Here is a 20,967-nt window from a genome sequence, read left to right on the forward strand (position 1 = left end):
CATTTCACGGTTAACGCAGCGGGAACGCGGTGTTGATGTTTCCGCCATTGACCCCAACCGCGATGTAGAAACGGTTTGAATCGTCGTCACCTTCGCAATACGGCCCCTGTGTAGCCATCACCGGATCTGGTCGATTTTTCCCGCACACCACCCAGCCGGGTGCTCCGGCAGGACAGGCTTCCTGATTGGCTTCCGCATAAAGGATGGAGTTCACAACCTCATCCTGGGAACAGCTGTCGGGGAACATTGTCGAAATCGACTTCTGAACACCGTTCTTTTTAAAGGATATATTGTAAATTCCCATCGGGTTCGCTGGCTGGGTGATCACAACATTCGTTATCCCCCCACCCGCAGGATTGCTTCCGCCGGGACGGGAATGGAAACCGACAGCCTTGCCTTTGCTGTTTATCTCGCCACAGAAAACGTGATCGCCATTGATGTCGGGCAGCCCCGCATTTGTGATCGTACCGACCGGGCACGCGACCTGAGCCATCGCGGATGTGGCATTGATCATCAACAGCCCGCAAACCAGCAGGATCACGGCGACAAAAGTATGGGAGAGCTTTAAAAGTGTCGTCATAAACGACCTCCTTTGCCTTGTCCTAGCAGTTCCTGCCGCCACCATCAGGGCTGCGGCATACTGCCCGGAACAGACGCCATCAACCCAGCACTGTGACGCCGTTCAAAGCTGCGAGAATTCCAGCCCGATCCGAAGTGCAAGGACACTCGCAGGTTCAAAACGCATTGGCACGCCACCGATTTTACCGCCATGCCATTGCGCCTTGGTCATCACGAATGCCCCTAGTGGCAAGGCATGACTGGTGCGGAAATTGACCAATGCACGGATTTCCTTGGGCTTTCGAATGCCTTCATCACGCCACAGGCAGTGATAGGCAAAAAGCGGTGTTCCGCTTCGCCGGTCAAGGAAAACGAAAGGCACCTCGAAATGCCCCCAACGCGCGTAATAAAGGCTTTCAAGCCCGACACTCGACGTCAGGAACTGGGTCTGGATCGCGGTTTCAGCCAGTCGGGTAATTGTCGCACTGTCCGTGGCCTTGGCACCGATCAATCCGGCGCGAAGCCCGGGGTGAATCAGATGGACCTTAAATGCCACCGCGCGCTGAAACGGTTTTGCATCCTGATCGACACGTTCCAGCCTGCGCACCAGCCATGCACTTTCAAGATATTCAAGATAACGGCGCAGCGTATTTTTGGCGATATCAAGTTCCCGCGCCAATGTCTCGATCGAGAATTCCGCACCGGTGTTATAGGCCAGCAACACAAACAGACGGTGCAAATCCGATGGATTTGAAATGCCGTGCAACCCGGGAAGATCGGAATGAAGCGATCGATGGATTGCCCCCGCCTCGCCGTCACGATCATGGAAACCGCCTTCGTTGATATAGGCTTCGAACAGGTCGTTAAGCTCGATCAGGCCTTCGGGAATATCGGCGGTATAGCGCCCGACATTGGGTGTTTGCGGCAAGACGTCTGATGGCGCGATCCCGCGCTGCTCAAGATATTCGGCGAAACTGAAAGGCGGTAAAAACAGGCTTTGAATATGACCAAGCGCGTTTGGATTGGGTGCCAACGCACTAACCGCAACCACGCGCAACATCGGGTCTGCCACCAGCAATTTTGCAACCCGGTCTTCCCAATCGCGCTGATAGGACACCTCGTCGATAAACAGCCAAAGCGGATGATCTGCCGATATGCCCCGCATGGAACGGAGTATTTTTGGCAGTCGCGGCAAATCGATTTCAAGAAACAGCGGGTGTTCAAGCGAGATATAGCAAACATGTCGACGTGGTGTATCGGCATTAAGCAATTCGGCAACGGCCTGCCGCAACATGACGGTCTTACCCACCCCACGCGGCCCGGTTAAAACAACGGCCTTTGTTCCGTCGTTTTTTTCAATTGCGGCCCAGAACCGTTTGAAAAACGCACGCTGCGGCAGATCATGAACCAGATCATCGGTGATGCCATCCCACCACGGATTATCAAGCATCAACCGATGCAGAAAATCCTGTTCGCCCGGATGTTCGATCATGGTCGCCATATCACCCCCCGTTTTGCTGGCAGGCTTTCCCGCCAGATATCACCAGAGGACACCAAGCTAGTCAGAAAACCTTTAAATTAGGTATAACGATAAACGCTATTTGGTTATTTTTCAGCAAATAGTTGCGATCACGAACAAAAACAAAAAAAGAAACCGAACCCGTAGAAACAGGTCCGGCTCGAAAGGTGAAGCTGCGGGATAACTCAATATAACTGCGAAGCAGGGGGGATTGATACCGATGTCATCGCAGCATCTGCTAAGCTTTATCGTTGGGGGAGGTCGAAGCATCATCGTCGCTGCCATCGGCGTCTTTCTTGCCGCTGGCGTCGTCTTTTTTCATCTTTTCAAGTTCCGATGCCAGCCGGTAATCACCGGAAGCAACGTAACCTTCCATTGAACCGGTTCGGCGTTCAAGGTCATCGAATTTCTCGCGAAGGTCTTCCATCCACGGCTCTTCGAAATCGACACCCATGGTCGGGCGCTCTTCTGGCGCGTCGGTATGCGCGGTCGAGGCATTATATGATCCCGTCCGACCGGCCCCGCGAAACTTGCCGCGCAGACCATCAAACCATTCCGGATGATGCACATAGGCCCACGCAAGGGCGAACAGCATCACACCGACAGGGAAGCTGAAAATCAGGATCAGGATAAAGGCGATCAGCACACCTTTGCGCGGGATACCAAACTTTTCGGCAATTCCCCGGGTCGTGCGGCGAATGACGCCCCCGCACTCCTTGCCGTCCTTGCCCTCACGCCGGAAACGGCAACCGCCATGACGATGTTTCTTGTGACCGCGCTGATAGCCGGCACCGGCAGCAGCTTGCTGTGCAGTCATATCCTGTTCCTCCATTCGGCAACCTCGGCATCCAACAGGCGTTCAAGTGTTTCGACACGATTTTCAAGGCGTTCTGCCCGGCCTTTGAGCGTGGCGACGATTTCCTTTTCCTTCGCCACCTGTTCCGGACTGGATTTTTGCTGTTCGGCTTTCATCCGTTTCCAAAGTGTTATGTAGTGAAACACAACCCAAACAGGGCCGACAACGACAACAAACACAATTAACGGTACAGCAATCGCCCACATCTTTGTCAGCTCAACCTTTGTTGCAGCTTATCGCATCGAAACACGCGAACCGCTGATTATTTGTCTTTCTTGACCCGCGCTTTAAGCTCTTTCAGATCGTCCTCGATCCCAAGCTCGGCTTCAAGGTCTTCGAACTGTTCTTCAAGGCTCTGCCCGCGACCAAGATCCCAGGAGTCCGCGCCGGCCTCAAGCTCGTCAATGCGGCGTTCCATCTGCTCATAGCGCAGCAATGCTTCATCGATCTGACCCGAATGCAACTTTTCGCGCATCTTGACACGCTTTTCGGCAGTCTGCATGCGGATTTCAACCGCACGCTGCTTGCCCTTGGCTTCGTTAAGCTTGTTCTGAAGCTTGTTCAAGTCATCGTCAAACTTGCCAAGCGTTTCCTCGATCACTTCAAGCTCGCGCTCCAGCACGATGCTCTGATCGGCCAGACGGCGACGCGCCATCAGTGCACCCTTTGCCAGATCGTCACGGCCTTTGGAAATGGCAAATTCCGCTTTGCCTTCCCACTCAAGCTGACCGTCATGAAGCTTCTTGAGCTTGCGCTCGACTTCTTTCTTGTCGGCAATCGCCTTGACCGCGGCGGAACGGACTTCAACCAGGGTATCTTCCATTTCCTGGATCATCAACCGAACCATTTTCTCCGGATCTTCAGCACGATCCAGAAGCGAGTTGATATTGGCATTTACGATATCGGACAAACGCGAAAACACGCCCATTGTCTGATCTCCTTAAAAATACGGGGGACGCAAAAATTCTGATCTCTCTATTTCAAATGCCGTGCCAGTTTTGACACCCAATAAAATCAATGACTTAGAATCACCCGCCTTATCCAATTAACTTTTATCGCGACAATTTTGTCTTTTTTCGATAACGTTTTTCGCGAAATGGATAGCTTGCAACCGATATTGGGCGAAGACCCCGTTTTTCTGGCCGCCCTTGAACATGTTTCACGTCTGGCACCGATTGAACGGCCATGCCTTGTGATCGGCGAACGGGGATCGGGCAAGGAACTGATTGCTTCACGCCTGCATTACCTGTCCCGTCGCTGGGGCGGCCCGCTGGTCAAGGTCAATTGCGCGGCCCTGTCTGAAACCCTGCTTGATACCGAACTGTTCGGGCACGAGGCCGGGGCCTTTACCGGGGCAACCAAACGTCATGTCGGGCGATTTGAACGCGCGCATGGCGGCACCATCATTCTCGATGAAATAGCCACCGCCAGCCCAATGGTGCAGGAAAAACTCCTGCGCGTTGTTGAATATGGCGAGATTGAACGTGTTGGCGGCTCCGAGGTGATCGAAGTTGATGCCCGCGTCATTGGTGTGACAAATGAAAACCTGCGCGAATTGGCCAAAACCGGGAAGTTTCGCGCCGACCTGCTCGACCGACTCGCCTTTGACGTGATCGCCGTGCCGCCGTTGCGCCAAAGGTCTGATGATATCTTGCCACTTGCCGAACAGTTCGCACTCGAAATGACCAAACGCCTGTCGCGACAGGTTTTTGCCGGCTTCACACCAACAGCGGCGCGCCAACTTCTGAGCCATTCCTGGCCCGGCAATGTCCGCGAGTTGCGCAATGCGGTCGAACGCAGCCTTTATCTGGCTGAAGATGATGAAAATCCGCTTGCGCATATCGTACTCGACCCGTTCGAAGGCATCTGGACCGAAACCGACCGTGATGCTCCACCTACCACACCCGAAGAACCTGCCCCCACCGGCACAACAGATTTCAAATCTCAGGTTGCAGAATTTGAAATCAAACTGCTTGAAAACGCCCTGCGTCGAAACGCGAATAACCAGACCGAAGCCGCCAAGGCGCTTGATCTGAACTACCATCAGTTCCGTCGACTTCTGGAAAAATACGATCTGCTGCCGGGGCGCTCAGGACCATAAGCATGTATCAGCCCCGCACCCCAAACTATCGCAAGAGCGACCCGGTAATGCGCTGGAACCTGCCTGACAGGATATTCTTTGCGTGTGGTGCCTGCCATATCCTTGCCCACGCATTCATCGAACGCTTTGACGCGACCGGCGAACTCACTCCAATCTGGTTCCATCCGAAAGATAACCTTCCCGGCAATCACATCATCGTCTCAGGCGGAGATTGGGTCTTTGACTATCACGGATACAGCAACCACAAGCGCTTCATGGATCATTGCTTCCGACGCGCCCGACAACGTTGGCCGGGGTGGGATGCCGACATAATACCGCTCCCACGTGACGTTCTGATATCGGAACCCAAATCCCGCGAATTTGACGGATTATGGCTCCGTGAACCGCAACAATTCCTGCACGATGCACTGCCGCGTGCACGACGTTTTCTGGATCGGTTTTCGTCGCCCCCAAGGCAACCGAGCCAGAGCGCTTCTTAGTGACGTCCGCCCCAAGCCCACTGCCCGCCGTTTTCATGTGCGCAAGCACCGCCGAGCGTTGTTTGCCGAACAGAAGACTTGCCGGGCCACATACGCGATCAGATGTCCTGAGCTCCGCCGCGTAGCGGCCAATTATTTATTCAAGTTGCCATTTTGACAGCACCATGAAATTGTAAGTTAAATTTCTAATATTACCTCAAAATAATGCAGGTCAAAATCAATGAGCCCCGCCATGATGAAATCTCCGATGGTTCGTCTCTGCCGCACGATCTGCGTTTTACTCATCCCAGCTTTTCTCCTCTCCACCTTGCCGCCGAGCACGGCACATGCAGAAGATGACTGGTTGTTCGCACCCTATCTGCGGGCCGATCTGGGGTCTTCCATCACGGTTGACGATAGAGCCGAATTTGACGACCCGGGTGAACGCGATTCGATCGAAATGACAAGCTATAAAGGATCGCGCTACCAGATCGGTGCGGGGCTCAAGCTCACGGACTATCTACGAACCGACATCACGGTATCTTATGGTAATCGACTGTCCGCAGCAGATGACTATCGTGACGCGGATGGCATCCCGAACAAACCAAACAACAAGCTAAATGACGGTGCTTTCGAAACATCCAACTGGACGACAATGGTGAACGTTTATGTTGACCCATTAAGTATTGCTGGCGTTGATCTCGGTGCCTTTTCACCCTACGTGCAAGGCGGTATCGGCTGGGCCCGAAACAAAACTGAAAAAATGTTCTTTGCAGCCCCCAATGGTAGTTACACTACCGGCGACACGCATAACGATTTGGCCTGGCAGATTGGTGCGGGTGTCGGGTACGTGATTTCCGACCAATGGACGCTCGACATGTCCTACCGCTTCCTTGACATGGGCGAAGCGCGCGGTGGTGACAAATTTATTAATGGGGCGACGGTGACCAGCGTGGAGGCTGCCCGGTTTGACCTACGGGCACATGAGTTCATGATTGGCCTGCAATATCAGTTCTGATTGCGACACTGTTTAATCTTGAAAAGGGGTACGTTTTGCGTACCCCTTTATTGCTGGTTTGCCATCAATCGGCAAGCGACCTTGCAATCACCATGCGTTGAATGTCGGACGTGCCTTCGTAAATCTGACAGACCCGCACATCACGGTAAATGCGCTCCACCGGGAAGTCTTTAAGGTAGCCATACCCGCCGTGAATTTGAATGGCGGCCGAGCACACTTCTTCGGCGATTTCGGATGCGAACATCTTAGCCATGCAGGCCTCGGTCAAACAGGGTTTGTGATCGTCGCGAAGTTCGGCAGCGCGATGGACCAGCAAACGGGCCGCATCGATTTTGGTCGCCATATCGGCAAGGCGAAATGCCACCGCCTGATGTTCGATGATCTTTTTGCCGAACGTTTCACGTTCATTGGCGTAATCGCGGGCCGCCTCGAACGCCGCGCGTGCCATGCCGACCGATTGCGCGGCAATACCAATTCGCCCACCTTCAAGGTTCGCTAGTGCGATTTTATAGCCTTGCCCTTCTTCACCCAGCATGTTTTCACCGGGCACCCGGCATTCGACAAAGGTGATCTGGCAGGTGTCCGATGCATTCTGGCCAAGCTTTTCCTCGACCCGCGAAACGACATAGCCCGGCGTATCGGTTGGCACGATGAAGGCCGAAATACCGCGTTTACCTGCTTCCGGGTCTGTAACGGCAAAGACAATCGCCACATCACCCTCACTGCCGGACGTGATGAATTGCTTGGAACCGTTGATAATCCAGTGATCGCCGTCGCGCACGGCACGCGTGCGCAGTGCACTGGCATCCGATCCGGCTTGCGGCTCGGTCAGGCAAAATGCGCCGATCTTTTCGCCACGCGCCATCGGGACCAGATATTTTTCTTTCTGATCTTCGGTACCGAATTTCAGGATCGGCATACACCCGACCGAATTATGCACCGACATGATGGTGGAGGTTGCCCCATCGCCAGCAGCTATTTCTTCGAGTGCCAGCGCATAGGCGACGTGATCCATGCCCGCCCCGCCATATTCTTCGGGCACCAGCATGCCCAAAAAGCCAAGTTCTCCCAATCCGGCAATCGCTTCGGCCGGAAAGGTATGGTGGATGTCCCATTTTGCGGCATGAGGTTTGAGTTCATTTTCGGCGAACTCGCGCGCTGTATCGCGCACCATGATCTGATGTTCTTCCAACCGCATGGCGGTCACCCTCCCAATTGGGCGATGCACCGGCCATGCGATCAGAAGATCGTTTTCATCAGGCCGGGCCTATTCTTCGCCCTGAACAAATTTGTCCTGCTCGGCATCAAAGCGCCACAGGATTCCTTCTTTCATGCCGTACCACCAGCCATGCAGCTTAAGGTCGCCGGCTTCGACCCGTTCCTTGATGAACGGGAACGACATCAGGTTTTGCAGCGAGTTACGGATCGAATGACGCGATACCTTGTCGACATCCGGGCCATGCTCCAGACAGCATTTCGCAATGCTGACCCACTCGCCGATAAAGTCGCGATCCGGCACCTTGCCCGCTTCGCCGTGCTCGACCAGAGCCTCCATGCCACCGCACGCCGAATGGCCCAGAATGACGATGTCCCTGACCTTGAGATCACGCACCGCAAATTCGATCGCCGACGACGTCCCGTGGTAATTCTCATCGGGCTCATAGGGCGGAACAAGGTTTGCCACGTTACGGATGACAAACATCTCGCCCGGTTCGGCATTGGTCAGGATGGCTGGATCAACGCGGGAATCAGAACAGGCAATCAGAAGAACTTCTGGGCGCTGGCCCATATTGACCAGGTCCTCGACGCGTTCCGGGCGCTGATCATAATACATCGCCTTAAAGCTCTTGAACCCGGCAAGCATCCGATCAACGGTTGGCTTTGACATCTCGCGAAGTCCCCTATTCTGTCATAACGCTGCCGACAAAATAGGACCAAATTGCCCAAGTTGATAGTCCCCATTCAAACCTTTTGAACCGTTCTAAACGCGCGATCTCCTTTGTTTCGCAGACAACCAAACCCTGACGTTTCTAGAAACGATCCGCGCGCAGCACCTGACAGTCACTGATCGTGACCACACCAATATGTCGGTCAACCACTTCAAAGGCGGCTTCAAGCATGGCATCAAGCTTCTCCGGGCGGATAATGCAGATCACCTGAACCATGCCGCCCCCGCGCGACACGGTATCGTCCCGGCGCCAACTGCCAGATCGCCCCGATCCACCAAGCACCGGCAGCACGGAAAAGCCGGTAACCCCCGCCCCTTCAAGTGCCTGGCGCAGGCGGCTCTCCATAATGGCTTCGATAATGATCGCCACGCGTTTGGCATCATGCTTTTCCATGGGATTAACCTCCGTGAACGGCGCTTGCCATCGCAAGATAAAGCGGAATGCCAAGCGTCAGGTTGAAGGGGAACGTCACGCCAAGCGACAGCGTAAGATAGACCGACGGATTGGCCTCTGGCAGGGCGACACGCATGGCCGCAGGCACCGCGATATAACTTGCCGAGGCGGCCAGAACCATCAACAGCACTGTGCCCCCCAGTGACAGGCCGATCAGCAACGCAAATACCAGACCAAGGCAGGAGCCGATCACTGGCATCATCACACCAAAGGCCAGTGGTCCCGCACGCAGCACGGCACGACCCTGTTTAAGCCCACGCCCCGCAACCAGCCCCATATCAAGCAGAAACAGGCAAAGAACCCCCTGGAAGGGTGAAACAATCAGCGCCTCGATCTTTGCCATGCCCTCAGCCCCGGTGATCCAGCCGATAAAGAAACTGCCGACAAGCAAAACGATGGAACCATTGAGCAGGATTTCACGGATCAGCGCCCCATCCATCCGCCCCTTACCGCCCGATGACACAAGTAACAGGGCCGAGAAAATAGCCGGTGCCTCCATGGCCGCCGCGACAGCAACCATATAACCCTCTGCCACAATGCCGGAACTTTGCAGGACCGAGGTTGCCGCGACAAACGTCACGATCGAGATCGAGCCATAATGCCCGGCCACGGCCGCGGCATCTGTCCGGCTGAGTTGCGATATCCACCGCAAAAGGCCAAAGGCGATAAAGGGCAGAACGAAGGACAGGATCACACCTGCCATCAGGGTCATACCCAAGGTCAGGTCGATCCCATTATCTGAGACCGCAACCCCACCCTTGAAGCCAATGGCAAAGAGCAGATAAAGCGATATGCCTTTGGCTACGGCTTCGGGGATCGTCAGATCGGATCGCGCAAGGGCAGCCCCCACCCCCAGAACAAAGAAAAGTACGATGGGCGACAGAAGATTTTGCGCCGCCAGGCTCAACACATCTTGCATGGCTGTCCCTTGACTATGATACCTTGGTGTTGGTGTCGCGCAAGCAGTCTCGCCCCTGCGCCAAAACCGCAATTCCGATAGCAGGATCACGGTTTTCTGTCATCAGAAAGCCGAACCCTCCGATCACAGGGGCGTAACTTCGTTCACATAATTTACCAAAAACTTAAAGCAGCTCGATGGCGACCGCCGTGGCCTCACCGCCACCAATGCAAAGCGACGCCACGCCCTTGGTCCCGCCATGGGTTTTAAGCGCATGGATCAGGGTCACCAACAACCGCGCACCGGTGGCACCTATCGGATGGCCCAGCGCACAGGCACCGCCATGGACATTGACCTTGCCGTGATCAAGTTCCAGATCACGGATGGCGGCCATCGCCACCACGGCAAAGGCTTCGTTGATTTCCCACAGATCAACATCGTCCTTGGACCAGCCGGTTTTGCCCAGCACCTTTTTGATCGCATCAATCGGGGCGGTCGTGAACCAGCAAGGTTCTTGGGCGTGGGTAGACTGACCAACGATTTTGGCAAGCGGCTTAAGCCCTCGCTTTTCGGCTTCCGACGCGCGCATCATGACAAGAGCCGCCGCCCCATCGGAAATCGATGCCGAATGGGCCGCGGTTACTGTGCCGTCCTTGGCGAATGCCGGGCGCAGGGTCGGGATTTTTTCCGGTTTTGCCTTTGGCGGCTGTTCATCGGCATCAATGGTAACCTCGCCATTACGGGTGGCATAGGTCACCGGGGCAATTTCATCAGCAAAATGGCCTGACTTGGCAGCATTCTGCGCACGGGTCAGCGACGTGATGGCATAGTCGTCCTGCGCTTTGCGGGTAAATCCGTATTTTTCGGCTGTCGCCTCGGCAAAGGTGCCCATCGAACGGCCCTTGTCATAGGCATCTTCCAGCCCATCCAGCGCCATATGGTCATAAACCATGTCATGACCGTATTTGTGGCCCGACCGCATTTTCGGAAGCAGGAACGGCGCATTGGTCATGCTTTCCATCCCCCCCACAACCATGACATTGGCGCCACCGGCGACCAGCGTATCATGGGCAAACATCACGGCCTTCATGCCCGATCCGCACATCTTGTTGATCGTGGTTGCACCGGCAGAACGCGGGATACCCGCCTTCCATGCGGCCTGACGCGCCGGGGCCTGTCCCTGACCAGCGGGCAGAACGTTACCCATAATGACTTCGTCAACATCTTCGGCAGCAACACGGCCATGCTCAAGCGCGGCCCTGATGGCAACGCCGCCCAGTTCGGATGCGGTAACGGTTGCGAAATCCCCCTGCAGGCCGCCCATCGGGGTTCTGGCACAGGAAACGATAACGATGGGGTCTGAATTGCTCATGGATCTGATCCTGTATTCCAAATATGGGGATTAGGCGGTTTCGCCGAAAAGTTCACGGCCAATCAACATGCGGCGAATTTCGCTAGTGCCTGCGCCAATCTCGTAAAGCTTGGCATCGCGCAGCAAACGTCCCGTCGGGTATTCATTGATATAACCATTACCACCCAGCGTCTGAATGGCTTCAAGCGCCATCCAGGTCGCTTTTTCGGCAGCATAAAGGATCACTCCTGCCGCGTCCTTGCGTGATGTTTCACCACGATCACATGCCTTGGCGACCTCGTAAACATAGGCCCGGCAGGCATTCATTGTGGTGTACATATCGGCCATCTTGCCCTGCATCAGCTGGAATTCACCGATCGCCCTGCCGAATTGTTTGCGTTCATGAATATAGGGCACGACCACGTCCATGCATGCCCGCATGATGCCGGTCGGTCCGGCGGCCAGAACGACGCGCTCATAATCAAGGCCGCTCATCAAAACACGAACGCCGCCATTCAAATTCCCAAGGATATTTTCCTCGGGTACTTCGCAATCCTGAAACACCAGTTCGCAGGTGTTTGACCCCCGCATCCCCAGTTTATCGAGCTTCTGCGCCGTCGAGAAACCCTTGAAACCCTTTTCGATAATAAATGCCGTAATACCCTTGGGCCCGGCATCAATATCGGTTTTGGCATAAACTACCAGCGTATCGGCATCCGGACCATTGGTGATCCACATCTTGTTCCCATTCAGGATGAAACGGTCACCTTTTTTTTCCGCCCGCAATTTCATCGACACCACATCGGAACCGGATCCCGGTTCGCTCATGGCAAGCGCACCGACATGTTCACCACTCATCAGCTTCGGCAGGTACTTTGCCTTTTGCTCGGCATTGGCATTGCGTTTGATCTGATTGACGCACAGGTTTGAATGCGCACCATAGGAAAGTGCAACCGATGCCGATGCGCGGCTGATTTCTTCCATGGCAATCACATGTTCAAGATAGCCAAGACCGGTACCGCCATCTTCCTCGGGGACCGTCATTCCGAGCAGACCAAGATCGCCAAATTTGCGCCACAGATCATTGGGGAATTCATTTTTTTCATCAATCTCGGCCGCGCGCGGCGTGATTTCTGCCTCGGCGAAGGATGAAACGGTTTCGCGGATCGCTTCTGCGGTCTCGCCGAGATCAAATTTCAATCCGGGAAAGTCGAAAAATGCCATTTTACTGTTCCTGCCCTGGGTGTTTTGATTTTTTGATAAAAGTGAATAATCAAACCGATTATGCAGCGTTACTTAATAATTCCGGCGGCAGCTTCATGACCTTGAGCGTCTGAAGCGACGTCGCACACAGAACCGGCTCACTATTCCTCATACCAAAGACATCGATGCGGGTGACAATGATCGACCGACCGCGTGAAACCACCTCGCCAACCGCGCGCAACTGATCGCCCATGCCCGGCGCGACGATGTTAAGCTTGTATTCGATGGTCAGCATGCCCTGATCTTCGGCAACGAGGCTCCATCCAGCAAAGCCGCCCGCGATGTCGGCAAGCCCGGCGATCAGGCCACCATGAAAATAGCCGTTATGCTGGATCAGATCCGCGCGTGACGGCACGACAATCTCGACCCGCCCCGGCTTAACATCAACGACCTCGGCCCCGATCGAAAGATTGTAGGGCTGCTGAGAAAACCGATGCCGGACTTCAGCATTATAGTTCGGATTTTGCGGCTCAAACTGTGCCATCTTGCGATCCTGTCCTGCCTGCAGTCATGCCGGTTCAATATATCGAGCACCGGTCATCACGGGTTATGAAGCAAATCTGTTGTAGTTTACGTTAACGTAAACGTCAAATCAAAATCCGCATCACTATACCTATTTATGATCACAACAGGCAAAAGGCCGGTTTTCAACTTTATATCAACTCATCGGGAGTCAGTTTGTGCCTGTGCTCCAGCGGGCGATGCTGGCTTCGAGCATTTCATCCATCACGCCGTCGCCCACAAGCTTGAAAAGTGCCTGAGCAATACGGCCACGCATCGCGCCGGTATTGCAGGGCGACTTATGCGACATGGTCAGATACAGGCTTTCTTCGCTTACCGCGATGTCATAGCTGCGAATATCGTCAATCTTTTCCCGCGCAGCAAAAGCTTTGCCGGGGAACTCTTCGTAAATCAGATATTCTCCGCGATTACGATCCAGCATCTTCAAACCTTGTTCAAGGCTTGGAACTTCCCGAATTGTCAGGTTCTGGGCCGCATAGCTGTCGAATTCCTGCCCGAAACTGTTGTTAATGACTGTAAGCCCCTCAAGCCCGCGCAGATCCGACCATTGGCGATAATTGATATCAATGTTGGCTTTGGTCCAGATGACCGTGCGCGTCCCCTGGAATGCCGGATAAAAATAATCCATGTATTCAAGTCGCGGCACTGTAAAGAAGGCACCTGCGATCATATCGATGCCACCCTCACGCATGTGCTGCTGCACACGCCCCCAACTACCTGCATTGACGACTTCAATGTTAATGCCTGCGGCATCACCAACCCGCTGCAGGAATTCAGCAGCCGCACCAATCAGATGACCAGAACCATCGTCGGCAGGCCAAAGATAGGGTGGGTAATCCGGGTTTCCCGATGCAATCAAATGGTTGCAATCCCGCACGCCACCATTATCGACCGCAAAATTCTGTGAGGCGTCCTTGGCATGGGCAATGTTTGCTGCGATTAAACCAGCAACGCAAATGGACGCTAAATACCCTGTCCGGGTCATCAACTGCATATCCATCACTCTCCAACCGCATCACCAATCTCGCAGCGTCGATTATTTTATGAGTAATGTAAGGAGACTCTCGAGCATATTCATCATCCGGTATGTGTTTTTTCGTACATTACCACAATCGCACACCAACCGGTGGATGATACTGTGTGACGTCCTGAAATCAAAAAAGCCCCCGCAAAGCGGAGGCTTCTTTTAAAATCTTCAGATTTCCCGCGCTTTTCAGCAAAAGGCGGAAAGAGAAAGGCAAAATGACTTAGGCGGAACGGCGCTTCATGCCCTGGTTTCCACCACGGACTTCACCACGACCACCTTCGGCACGGCGCGGACGATCACTGAAATCACGACCGCGGGTATCACGATCTCGATTTTTGAAACCGCGTTCGCCACGTGGTTTGTCAGCAAAACGACGCTCGCCATCACGTGCCGGTGCACCTTCGCCACGCGGGCGGAAGTTGGTGCCACGGTCCGTGCGCTCGGTACGATCAGAACGCTCTGCACGATCAGGGCGCTGGTCGGCAGCAGCGCGATCAAAGCGCGGCTTGCGATCAAAACGGTCACCACCGCGGTCGTTGCGATCCGAACGGGCCGGACGATCACCACCGCGATCACCACGCGGCTGATCTGACTGGCCAAAACGACGGCCGCCATCACGACCACCGTCACGATCACCACCAAAAGCCCGACCGCCTTCGCGATCCCCTTCGAAACGGCGCACACCATCACGGTCGCCTTCGGCACGACGTGGACCACCGAATGAACGGGCGCCGTCGCGGGCACCATCACGGCCACCAGCAAATCCACCGCGACCACCACGGCCGGCATCACGACCACCATCACGGCCGCCGCCGAAACCGCCACGACCACGACCGCCATCACGGCCACCGCCAAATCCGCCGCGACCGCCACCACCTGACGAACGGGCCGGAGGAGCCGAATGGAATTCATGATCTTCGTCGATCTCGACCTGCTGGCCGATCACGCGTTCGATGTTGCGCAGATGACGAACGTCACGCGGCTCGCAGAACGAAATCGCGATGCCTTCGGCACTGCCGCGACCGGTACGGCCAATGCGGTGCACATAGTTTTCCGGATCGGTTGGCAGGTCATAGTTGATGACATGCGTGATGCCCGGAACGTCAATCCCACGTGCAGCAACGTCAGTTGCAATCAGGACCGGGAACTGGCCATTACGGAAGTTACGCAGGATTTTCTGGCGAATACGCTGCTGCTTGTCACCATGGATGGCGTCGGTATCGACACCTTCATCGCGCAGCTGGAACGAAAGCTCGTCCGCATCGGCTTTGGTTTTGGTGAAAACCAGAACGCGTTCGCTTTCCTGACGTTTCAGCAACTGAACCAGAAGCGAGGTCTTGTCGTGACGTTTCACGAACATGCCGCGCTGGGTCACACGCTCGGTCACGCTGGACTGCGGCGCGGTTTCAACCTTAACCGGATTGTTCAGCAAACGGTCGGTCAGATGTTTGACAGCCGGCGGCATGGTTGCCGAGAACATCACCGTCTGGTGATCACGCGGCAGCACTTCGGCAACGGTCAGAACGTCTTCCGAGAAGCCCATATCGAGCATACGGTCGGCTTCGTCGAGAATGAAGACTTCGATGTCATCAAAACGAATGGTATTGCGTGACATGTGGTCAAGCAGACGACCCGGGGTCGCAACCAGAATGTCAACGCCACGGCGCAGTTCCTGAATCTGCGGGCCCATCGGCGAGCCACCGTAAACAACAGAAGAGAACAGGCGAATGCCTTTTTTGAAATCACGCAGGCACTGACCGATCTGGTTTACCAGTTCACGCGTCGGCGCAAGAATAAGCGCGCGCGGCTGGCCCGGTGCCGGGCGTTTCGGGTTCTCGGCAAGGCGCTGCAACAGCGGAAGGCAGAAAGCAGCGGTTTTACCACCACCCGTCTGGGAAATACCCATCAGGTCACGACCCTCAAGCAAAGCCGGAATGGTTTTTGCCTGAATCTCGGTCGGTGCGGTGAAACCAGAAGCTTCAACGTTGCGCAGCAGGGGCTCGATAAGGTTGAGCCCTTCAAAATTAGTCATAAAGGAAAGTCCTTCAAAATCCGGTCGGCGCCATGTTCGCGCCATGATGTGCCTGCTCGACAGCAATAGCGACCGGTGCACGGCGATCAAGCCGCTGCTTCGGACCCTGCATGAGAGGCATATGATGAGGCCATGACGTCATCACGTCATCGCCGCCCTCGCCTTTTCACACAGTTCCTGACAGCTCAATCTGCCCTACAAGCGAAGGAATGAACGGGGTGATACATGCCCCCCAGAACAAAGTCAATCAATCCCTGCGCCGGGCAGCCATGCAAAAACGCATTCACCATTCCCATATGTAACGCGGAATTAATCTATGCATGTCTAATTTGTGTGCATTATCGGTCGCTTAAATAACGCGTAAGGGGAAGAAATATGCGTTTTCGGGTTGTTACGGGGATTTTTTCGATCCCGGCCATCTGCCTGCTGACACTTCTCGCGATTATCGCGACAGTCGCTTTGAATTATCAAAACAGCCTGCGTAACGGTAAGTTCGAACAGATCGAACATCTGACCGAGGGCGCGGTAACGATCGTTGATTCATATATTGCCAAGGTCAAAGCGGGCGATATGGATGAAAACGCCGCCAAGGCAGAAGTGCTTTCATTGCTCAATGCGTATCGCTTTGATGGGGAGAACTACATATACGCCACCGATTATAACCATTGCATGGTTCTTGATCCGCTCAGCCCCGAAGATGTCGGCAAATGCAACCCCGACAGTAAAGTGCGCCAGATGATCGTCAAAACCGCCAAGGCCGGTGGTGGCGTGATAACCTATGAAACCAAAAAACCAGGCATGGGCGATACATTGGTCGAAAAGGCCGCATATGTTCGTCCGATTCCGGGCTGGAACTGGGCATTAGGTGCGGGTGTCTATATGGATGACGTCGCCGCAGAATTTCAGTCCGTGATGCAACGTATCGCGATTATCTCTGTGATCGCGATCGTCATCGCCGGCGTGTTGTCCTGGTTCGTCGGCACCCGTATCACCAAAAGCATCGTCGGCCTGAACCGTTCGATCGCGACAATTGCCGAAGGCAATTATCAGGCACCAGTTGAGACGGATTCCAACTTTACCGAAATCGGCGACATGGCATCTGGCGTTCTTGCCCTGCGTGACAAATCCGCGCAGGCCCAGCAGCTTGAAAAAGACGCCGCCATCCAGAAACAGAGAGCCGAAGAAGAACGGCGCACCAATATCCGCAACATCGCCAAAAAACTCGAGAGCGAAGTTGGTGGTATTGCCGGTGCCGTTGACCAATCGGTTAAACGCAGCGGTGAACTTGCAGTTAGTATGTCACACAACGCCGAAGGCATTCTTGATCAGAGCCAGCAGGTTGCATCTGCCGCCGGGTCCGTGTCACAGAACGTTGACGCGGTTGCCGCCGCGACCGAGGAACTTTCTTCCTCGATCACGGAAATCAACGTTCAGATTTCCCAGATGTCAAATACTGTCGAACGCGCAACGCATGAAAGCCAAAGCGCCTCTGAGGATGTTGGCGGCCTGTCCGAAGCCGTTGATAAAATCAAGGAAATCGTCAGCCTGATTAACGACATCGCGGGCCAGACCAACCTCTTGGCCCTGAACGCAACCATCGAAGCCGCCCGTGCAGGTGATGCGGGCAAGGGCTTTGCGGTGGTCGCAAGCGAAGTCAAAAACCTTGCCACCCAGACCGGGCGCGCGACCGAGGAAATCGCGGCCCAGATCAACGGCATCGTCGAAGGTACCGAGCGTGCGGTTACGGGTATTTCGCGCGTGTCGGAAACCATTGATCAGGTCCGGTCTGCGTCAACCGCCATTGCAGCGGCAATTGAAGAACAGGGTGCAGCCACACAGGAAATCGCGGGCAATGCCAATCGCAGTGCGGATGGCGTGAAACAGATTTCGTATAGTGTCGATCAAACCATGAAGAACGCGCAAAGCACAACCACCCATGCGGGCGATCTGCGCAACGCGTCCGAAGAACTTTCGTCGCGGTCTTCGGAACTGACACAGATCATTCACCGCTTCTCGAACGATCTGATCAAGCAGGCTGAGAATTGATTCCTGCGAAGAAAATAGCCTCAAACAAAACGGATGTGGCTTAAGCAAAACGGGCCATTTCGCAGGAAATGGCCCGTTTTCTTTATCGAAAAGGATCTAAGCCGATCTATTCGGCGGGAAGATCATTTTCCCGACGGAAGGAATGAGACGGGTAAACACCCAAAATCCGGACCTCGTGCGAGAAGAACTGAAGTTCTTCAAGCGCATGGCGCAGACCAAGCTGTTCTGGATGGGCTTCGACCTCGGCAAAGAACTGGGTTGCGGTGAAATGCCCCTCGACCATATAGCTTTCAAGCTTGGTCATGTTGATCCCATTGGTCGCAAAACCGCCAAGCGCCTTGTAAAGGGCCGCCGCAACGTTACGGACGCGGAAGACAAAGCTTGTCACTACCGGCGTGCCGTCATTGGCGATATCAAGCGGCTCGCGCGCCAGAATGATGAAACGGGTCGTATTATGTGCCGCATCTTCGACCTCGGTGCGCAGCACATCAAGGCCATAAATCTCTGCGGCCAGAACCGGGGCAATCGCAGCAATGCTTTTATCGCCCAGATCGGCCACTTCCTTTGCGCAGCCTGCCGTATCTGGCCCGACAACGGTATTCACGCCAAGTTCCTGACGGATTTTACGGCACTGGCCCAGCGCGTGAACGTGGCTTCGGATTTCCTTGATATCCGAAATCCTGGCACCGGGAACTGCGACAAGCGCGTGGTTGATGCGCAGGAACGTCTCGCCAATGATATGCGCCCCAGAGTCAGGCAAAATGTGGTGAACATCCGCCACACGACCGGCCAGAGTGTTATCAATCGGAATCACCGCCAGATCGACATCACCATCGCGCAATGCACCAAATGCGCCCTCAAACGTCCGGCAAGGCACGGTTGTCGCACCGGGAAAGGCGCGCCGCGCTGCCTGATCGGAGTAGGCACCGTGCATTCCCTGAAAAGCGATACGTTGTTGGGCAGTCATCTGGTTGTTTCCTGATATCTAATATGATTTCCATGTCATGCCCCGCGGCTTTACCGCCAGACAAAACATAGAAAAGCCTAATTACGAGCCCAGCACAAGTCGTGCGCGTTCAAGGTCTTCCGGGGTGTCGACGCCAAGCGGTACGCCGTTCACAAGCGCAACCGCGATCACCATGCCATTTTCAAGTGCGCGCAGCTGCTCAAGCTTTTCACGCTTTTCAAGTTCGGCCGGTGGAAGACTTACAAACCGGTCAAGTGCTGCCCGGCGATAGGTGTAAAGACCGATATGATGGTAAAGCGGCCCGTCGCCATGCGGGGCCGTTGCCCGCGTGAAGTAAAGCGCACGCGCCACACGACCGGCACCAAAGGCCGCTACCGCCTTCACCACATTGGGATTTGTACGTTCTTCTTGCCGCGTGATTTCAGCCGCCAGAGTCGCGATGTCGACATTCGGATCGACAAGCGGCTCAAAAACCGCACGAATATCGGCTGCATCAATCGTCGGAAGATCACCCTGAACATTGACCACGGCGTCGTATTTTCCATCCGGGTCAAAGCTTTGCAACGCCTGATGCACCCGATCCGATCCGCTTGGCAAATCCGGATCGGTCAAAACGGCAATACCACCAGCCGCCGTTACCGCGTCGGCAATTTCCTGTTCGGCGCACGCGACGATAACCGGACCGATTCCTGCATCGGTTGCCCGGCGCCAAACATGAACAATCATCGGTTCGCCGTGAATATCAGCCAACGGCTTGTTGGGCAGGCGTGTCGATGCCATACGGGCAGGAATAACGACAACGGGGTTGCGCGGCGTAGTCATATAGGCCTCCGGTCTGGCTTGATCCTGCTTTGATCTCGCGCAAAGCGCGCGTCTGATCACCTGTGCAAGAAGCAATGTCGTGAATCGGCGGGACAATAGCCGGTTTTGGGGATTCTGCGAAAGACGGAATTGAATATGACGAAGGTATATCTCGTCTGTTTTCGCCTTTATGTTTAAGAAAGGTTGATGCAAATCTCTGAAACGTATAGTTTCCCTCCGACCGGTCTGACCTGCTGTCGCATGCGCGTTCTTGTGATCTTTAAGAGCGTTTTGGGGGCGCATGGGTCAGCTGTTAAAAAGAAACCTGAGAGTGATTAGGCTGTAGGGATCCCGTCATGAAAACGATGGAAATCAACAAGATCGTCGCCGGTGTTATCTGTGCTGTGCTTTTGGTTATAGTTGTTGGCAAGATCGGAAGTGCTCTTGTGCACCCCGAAGAACTGGAAACGCCCGTTTACCCGTTCTCCGAGGATCTGATGGCTGGTGCCAACGCACCGGCTGCCGCACCGGCAGAGCCGGCTGGACCAGAACCGATTTTTGCATTGCTGGCATCAGCTGACCTTGCCGAAGGCGAGAAAGTCTTCAAAAAATGCGCATCCTGCCACGACACCGAGAATGGCGGCCCGAACAAAACCGGCCCGAACCTTTATGGCATCGTCGGTAACAAGTTCGCCCACAAGGATGACTTCGCCTATTCCGACGCCATGGCGAACCATGGCGGAACCTGGGGCTGGGAAGAACTGAACCACTTCCTGTACAAGCCGCGCGATTATGTCGAAGGCACGAAAATGAGCTTCGGGGGTCTGAAAAAGGCCGAAGATCGCGCTGCTGTCATCGCATGGCTTAACAGCAAGTCGGACAATCCGCTGCCTTATCCTGATCCGGCAGAAGCCACCGCAGCTGAAGGCACCGACGCCGCAGCAGATGCAGCAGCAGATACCCCGGCCGAGGCCGCGGAGTCCAACGATGCCCCTGCTGAAGAAGCACCTGCCGCTGATGCACCGGCAGAGCCCGCAGCAGAGGGTGAAGCACCCGCCCAATAAAGGGGTGGGAAATTCACCGGATAATCGATTGATTTTTTACAGGGGACAGGTAACTGTCCCCTGTTTTCGTTTGCCACTAATCGT

The 20,967-nt window shown here is 54.8% G+C and carries 21 protein-coding genes; 5 read left to right on the forward strand and 16 right to left on the reverse strand.

Going from position 1 to position 20,967, the window contains the following annotated elements:
• Positions 1 to 10: 10 nt before the first annotated feature.
• The 5 genes from IT971_RS19680 to pspA form a co-directional block, all read right to left on the reverse strand.
• Positions 11 to 580, reverse strand: coding sequence for an EndoU domain-containing protein (locus tag IT971_RS19680; RefSeq protein ID WP_063092535.1), 570 nt, complete (start codon positions 578 to 580; stop codon positions 11 to 13).
• A gap of 102 nt (positions 581 to 682) precedes the next feature.
• A complete protein-coding gene (locus IT971_RS19685) occupies positions 683 to 2,059 on the reverse strand; it encodes an ATP-binding protein (protein WP_063092534.1) in 1,377 nt (458 codons plus the stop codon).
• A 256-nt stretch (positions 2,060 to 2,315) separates the two neighbouring features.
• Entirely contained in the window at positions 2,316 to 2,894 is a 579-nt protein-coding gene (locus tag IT971_RS19690; protein WP_063092533.1) for a PspC domain-containing protein, read from the reverse strand.
• On the reverse strand, positions 2,891 to 3,139 hold the full coding sequence (gene pspB / locus IT971_RS19695; protein ID WP_007088817.1) for an envelope stress response membrane protein PspB: 249 nt from the start codon (positions 3,137 to 3,139) through the stop codon (positions 2,891 to 2,893). The genes IT971_RS19690 and pspB overlap by 4 nt, the downstream gene beginning before the upstream one ends.
• A gap of 56 nt (positions 3,140 to 3,195) precedes the next feature.
• Positions 3,196 to 3,861, reverse strand: a complete 666-nt coding sequence (gene pspA, locus IT971_RS19700) for a phage shock protein PspA (protein ID WP_063092532.1) — start codon at positions 3,859 to 3,861, stop codon at positions 3,196 to 3,198.
• Between the two features lie 168 nt (positions 3,862 to 4,029).
• On the opposite strand from pspA, the gene pspF reads away from it, so the two are divergent.
• The 3 genes from pspF (at position 4,030) to IT971_RS19715 (ending at position 6,510) form a co-directional block, all read left to right on the forward strand.
• Positions 4,030 to 5,034, forward strand: a complete 1,005-nt coding sequence (gene pspF / locus IT971_RS19705) for a phage shock protein operon transcriptional activator (protein WP_063092531.1) — start codon at positions 4,030 to 4,032, stop codon at positions 5,032 to 5,034.
• Positions 5,035 to 5,036: 2 nt separating this feature from the next.
• Entirely contained in the window at positions 5,037 to 5,513 is a 477-nt protein-coding gene (locus tag IT971_RS19710) for a hypothetical protein (RefSeq protein WP_063092530.1), read from the forward strand.
• A 220-nt stretch (positions 5,514 to 5,733) separates the two neighbouring features.
• A complete protein-coding gene (locus IT971_RS19715; RefSeq protein WP_082822555.1) occupies positions 5,734 to 6,510 on the forward strand; it encodes an outer membrane protein in 777 nt (258 codons plus the stop codon).
• A 64-nt stretch (positions 6,511 to 6,574) separates the two neighbouring features.
• On the opposite strand, the gene IT971_RS19720 is transcribed toward IT971_RS19715, so the two are convergent.
• From IT971_RS19720 to IT971_RS19760, 9 genes are all read right to left on the reverse strand, one after another.
• Positions 6,575 to 7,708: an acyl-CoA dehydrogenase gene (locus tag IT971_RS19720; protein ID WP_007088813.1), complete on the reverse strand. Its 1,134-nt coding sequence runs from the start codon at positions 7,706 to 7,708 to the stop codon at positions 6,575 to 6,577.
• Between the two features lie 69 nt (positions 7,709 to 7,777).
• Positions 7,778 to 8,398 (reverse strand): carbonic anhydrase, encoded by a 621-nt coding sequence (locus tag IT971_RS19725; protein WP_007088812.1) that lies wholly within the window; start codon positions 8,396 to 8,398, stop codon positions 7,778 to 7,780.
• Positions 8,399 to 8,540: 142 nt separating this feature from the next.
• Complete coding sequence (locus tag IT971_RS19730) at positions 8,541 to 8,852, reverse strand: P-II family nitrogen regulator (protein WP_063092528.1); 312 nt, start codon at positions 8,850 to 8,852, stop codon at positions 8,541 to 8,543.
• Between the two features lie 4 nt (positions 8,853 to 8,856).
• Complete coding sequence (locus IT971_RS19735; protein WP_037987627.1) at positions 8,857 to 9,831, reverse strand: sodium-dependent bicarbonate transport family permease; 975 nt, start codon at positions 9,829 to 9,831, stop codon at positions 8,857 to 8,859.
• Positions 9,832 to 9,994: 163 nt separating this feature from the next.
• Positions 9,995 to 11,182, reverse strand: coding sequence for an acetyl-CoA C-acyltransferase (locus IT971_RS19740; RefSeq protein ID WP_007088809.1), 1,188 nt, complete (start codon positions 11,180 to 11,182; stop codon positions 9,995 to 9,997).
• A gap of 30 nt (positions 11,183 to 11,212) precedes the next feature.
• Positions 11,213 to 12,385, reverse strand: coding sequence for an isovaleryl-CoA dehydrogenase (locus IT971_RS19745; protein ID WP_063092527.1), 1,173 nt, complete (start codon positions 12,383 to 12,385; stop codon positions 11,213 to 11,215).
• Positions 12,386 to 12,443: 58 nt separating this feature from the next.
• Positions 12,444 to 12,908, reverse strand: a complete 465-nt coding sequence (locus tag IT971_RS19750) for a PaaI family thioesterase (RefSeq protein WP_063092526.1) — start codon at positions 12,906 to 12,908, stop codon at positions 12,444 to 12,446.
• 189 nt (positions 12,909 to 13,097) lie between these two features.
• Positions 13,098 to 13,940, reverse strand: coding sequence for an ABC transporter substrate-binding protein (locus IT971_RS19755; protein ID WP_223304894.1), 843 nt, complete (start codon positions 13,938 to 13,940; stop codon positions 13,098 to 13,100).
• Between the two features lie 253 nt (positions 13,941 to 14,193).
• Positions 14,194 to 16,005: a DEAD/DEAH box helicase gene (locus tag IT971_RS19760; protein WP_063092524.1), complete on the reverse strand. Its 1,812-nt coding sequence runs from the start codon at positions 16,003 to 16,005 to the stop codon at positions 14,194 to 14,196.
• Positions 16,006 to 16,380: 375 nt separating this feature from the next.
• On the opposite strand from IT971_RS19760, the gene IT971_RS19765 reads away from it, so the two are divergent.
• Entirely contained in the window at positions 16,381 to 18,051 is a 1,671-nt protein-coding gene (locus IT971_RS19765; protein WP_063092523.1) for a methyl-accepting chemotaxis protein, read from the forward strand.
• A 106-nt stretch (positions 18,052 to 18,157) separates the two neighbouring features.
• On the opposite strand, the gene IT971_RS19770 is transcribed toward IT971_RS19765, so the two are convergent.
• Together IT971_RS19770 and IT971_RS19775 are read right to left on the reverse strand one after the other, a co-directional pair.
• Entirely contained in the window at positions 18,158 to 19,018 is an 861-nt protein-coding gene (locus tag IT971_RS19770; protein WP_007088803.1) for a prephenate dehydratase, read from the reverse strand.
• Between the two features lie 81 nt (positions 19,019 to 19,099).
• Positions 19,100 to 19,840, reverse strand: a complete 741-nt coding sequence (locus IT971_RS19775) for a 3-deoxy-manno-octulosonate cytidylyltransferase (protein ID WP_063092522.1) — start codon at positions 19,838 to 19,840, stop codon at positions 19,100 to 19,102.
• 335 nt (positions 19,841 to 20,175) lie between these two features.
• Here IT971_RS19775 and IT971_RS19780 point away from each other — a divergent pair, with 335 nt between their 5' ends.
• On the forward strand, positions 20,176 to 20,883 hold the full coding sequence (locus tag IT971_RS19780; protein ID WP_007088801.1) for a cytochrome c family protein: 708 nt from the start codon (positions 20,176 to 20,178) through the stop codon (positions 20,881 to 20,883).
• The last annotated feature ends 84 nt before the right edge of the window (positions 20,884 to 20,967 follow it).

The sequence above is a fragment of the Thalassospira sp. B30-1 genome (assembly GCF_015767575.1).
GTDB classification, from domain to species: Bacteria; Pseudomonadota; Alphaproteobacteria; order Rhodospirillales; family Thalassospiraceae; genus Thalassospira; species Thalassospira xiamenensis.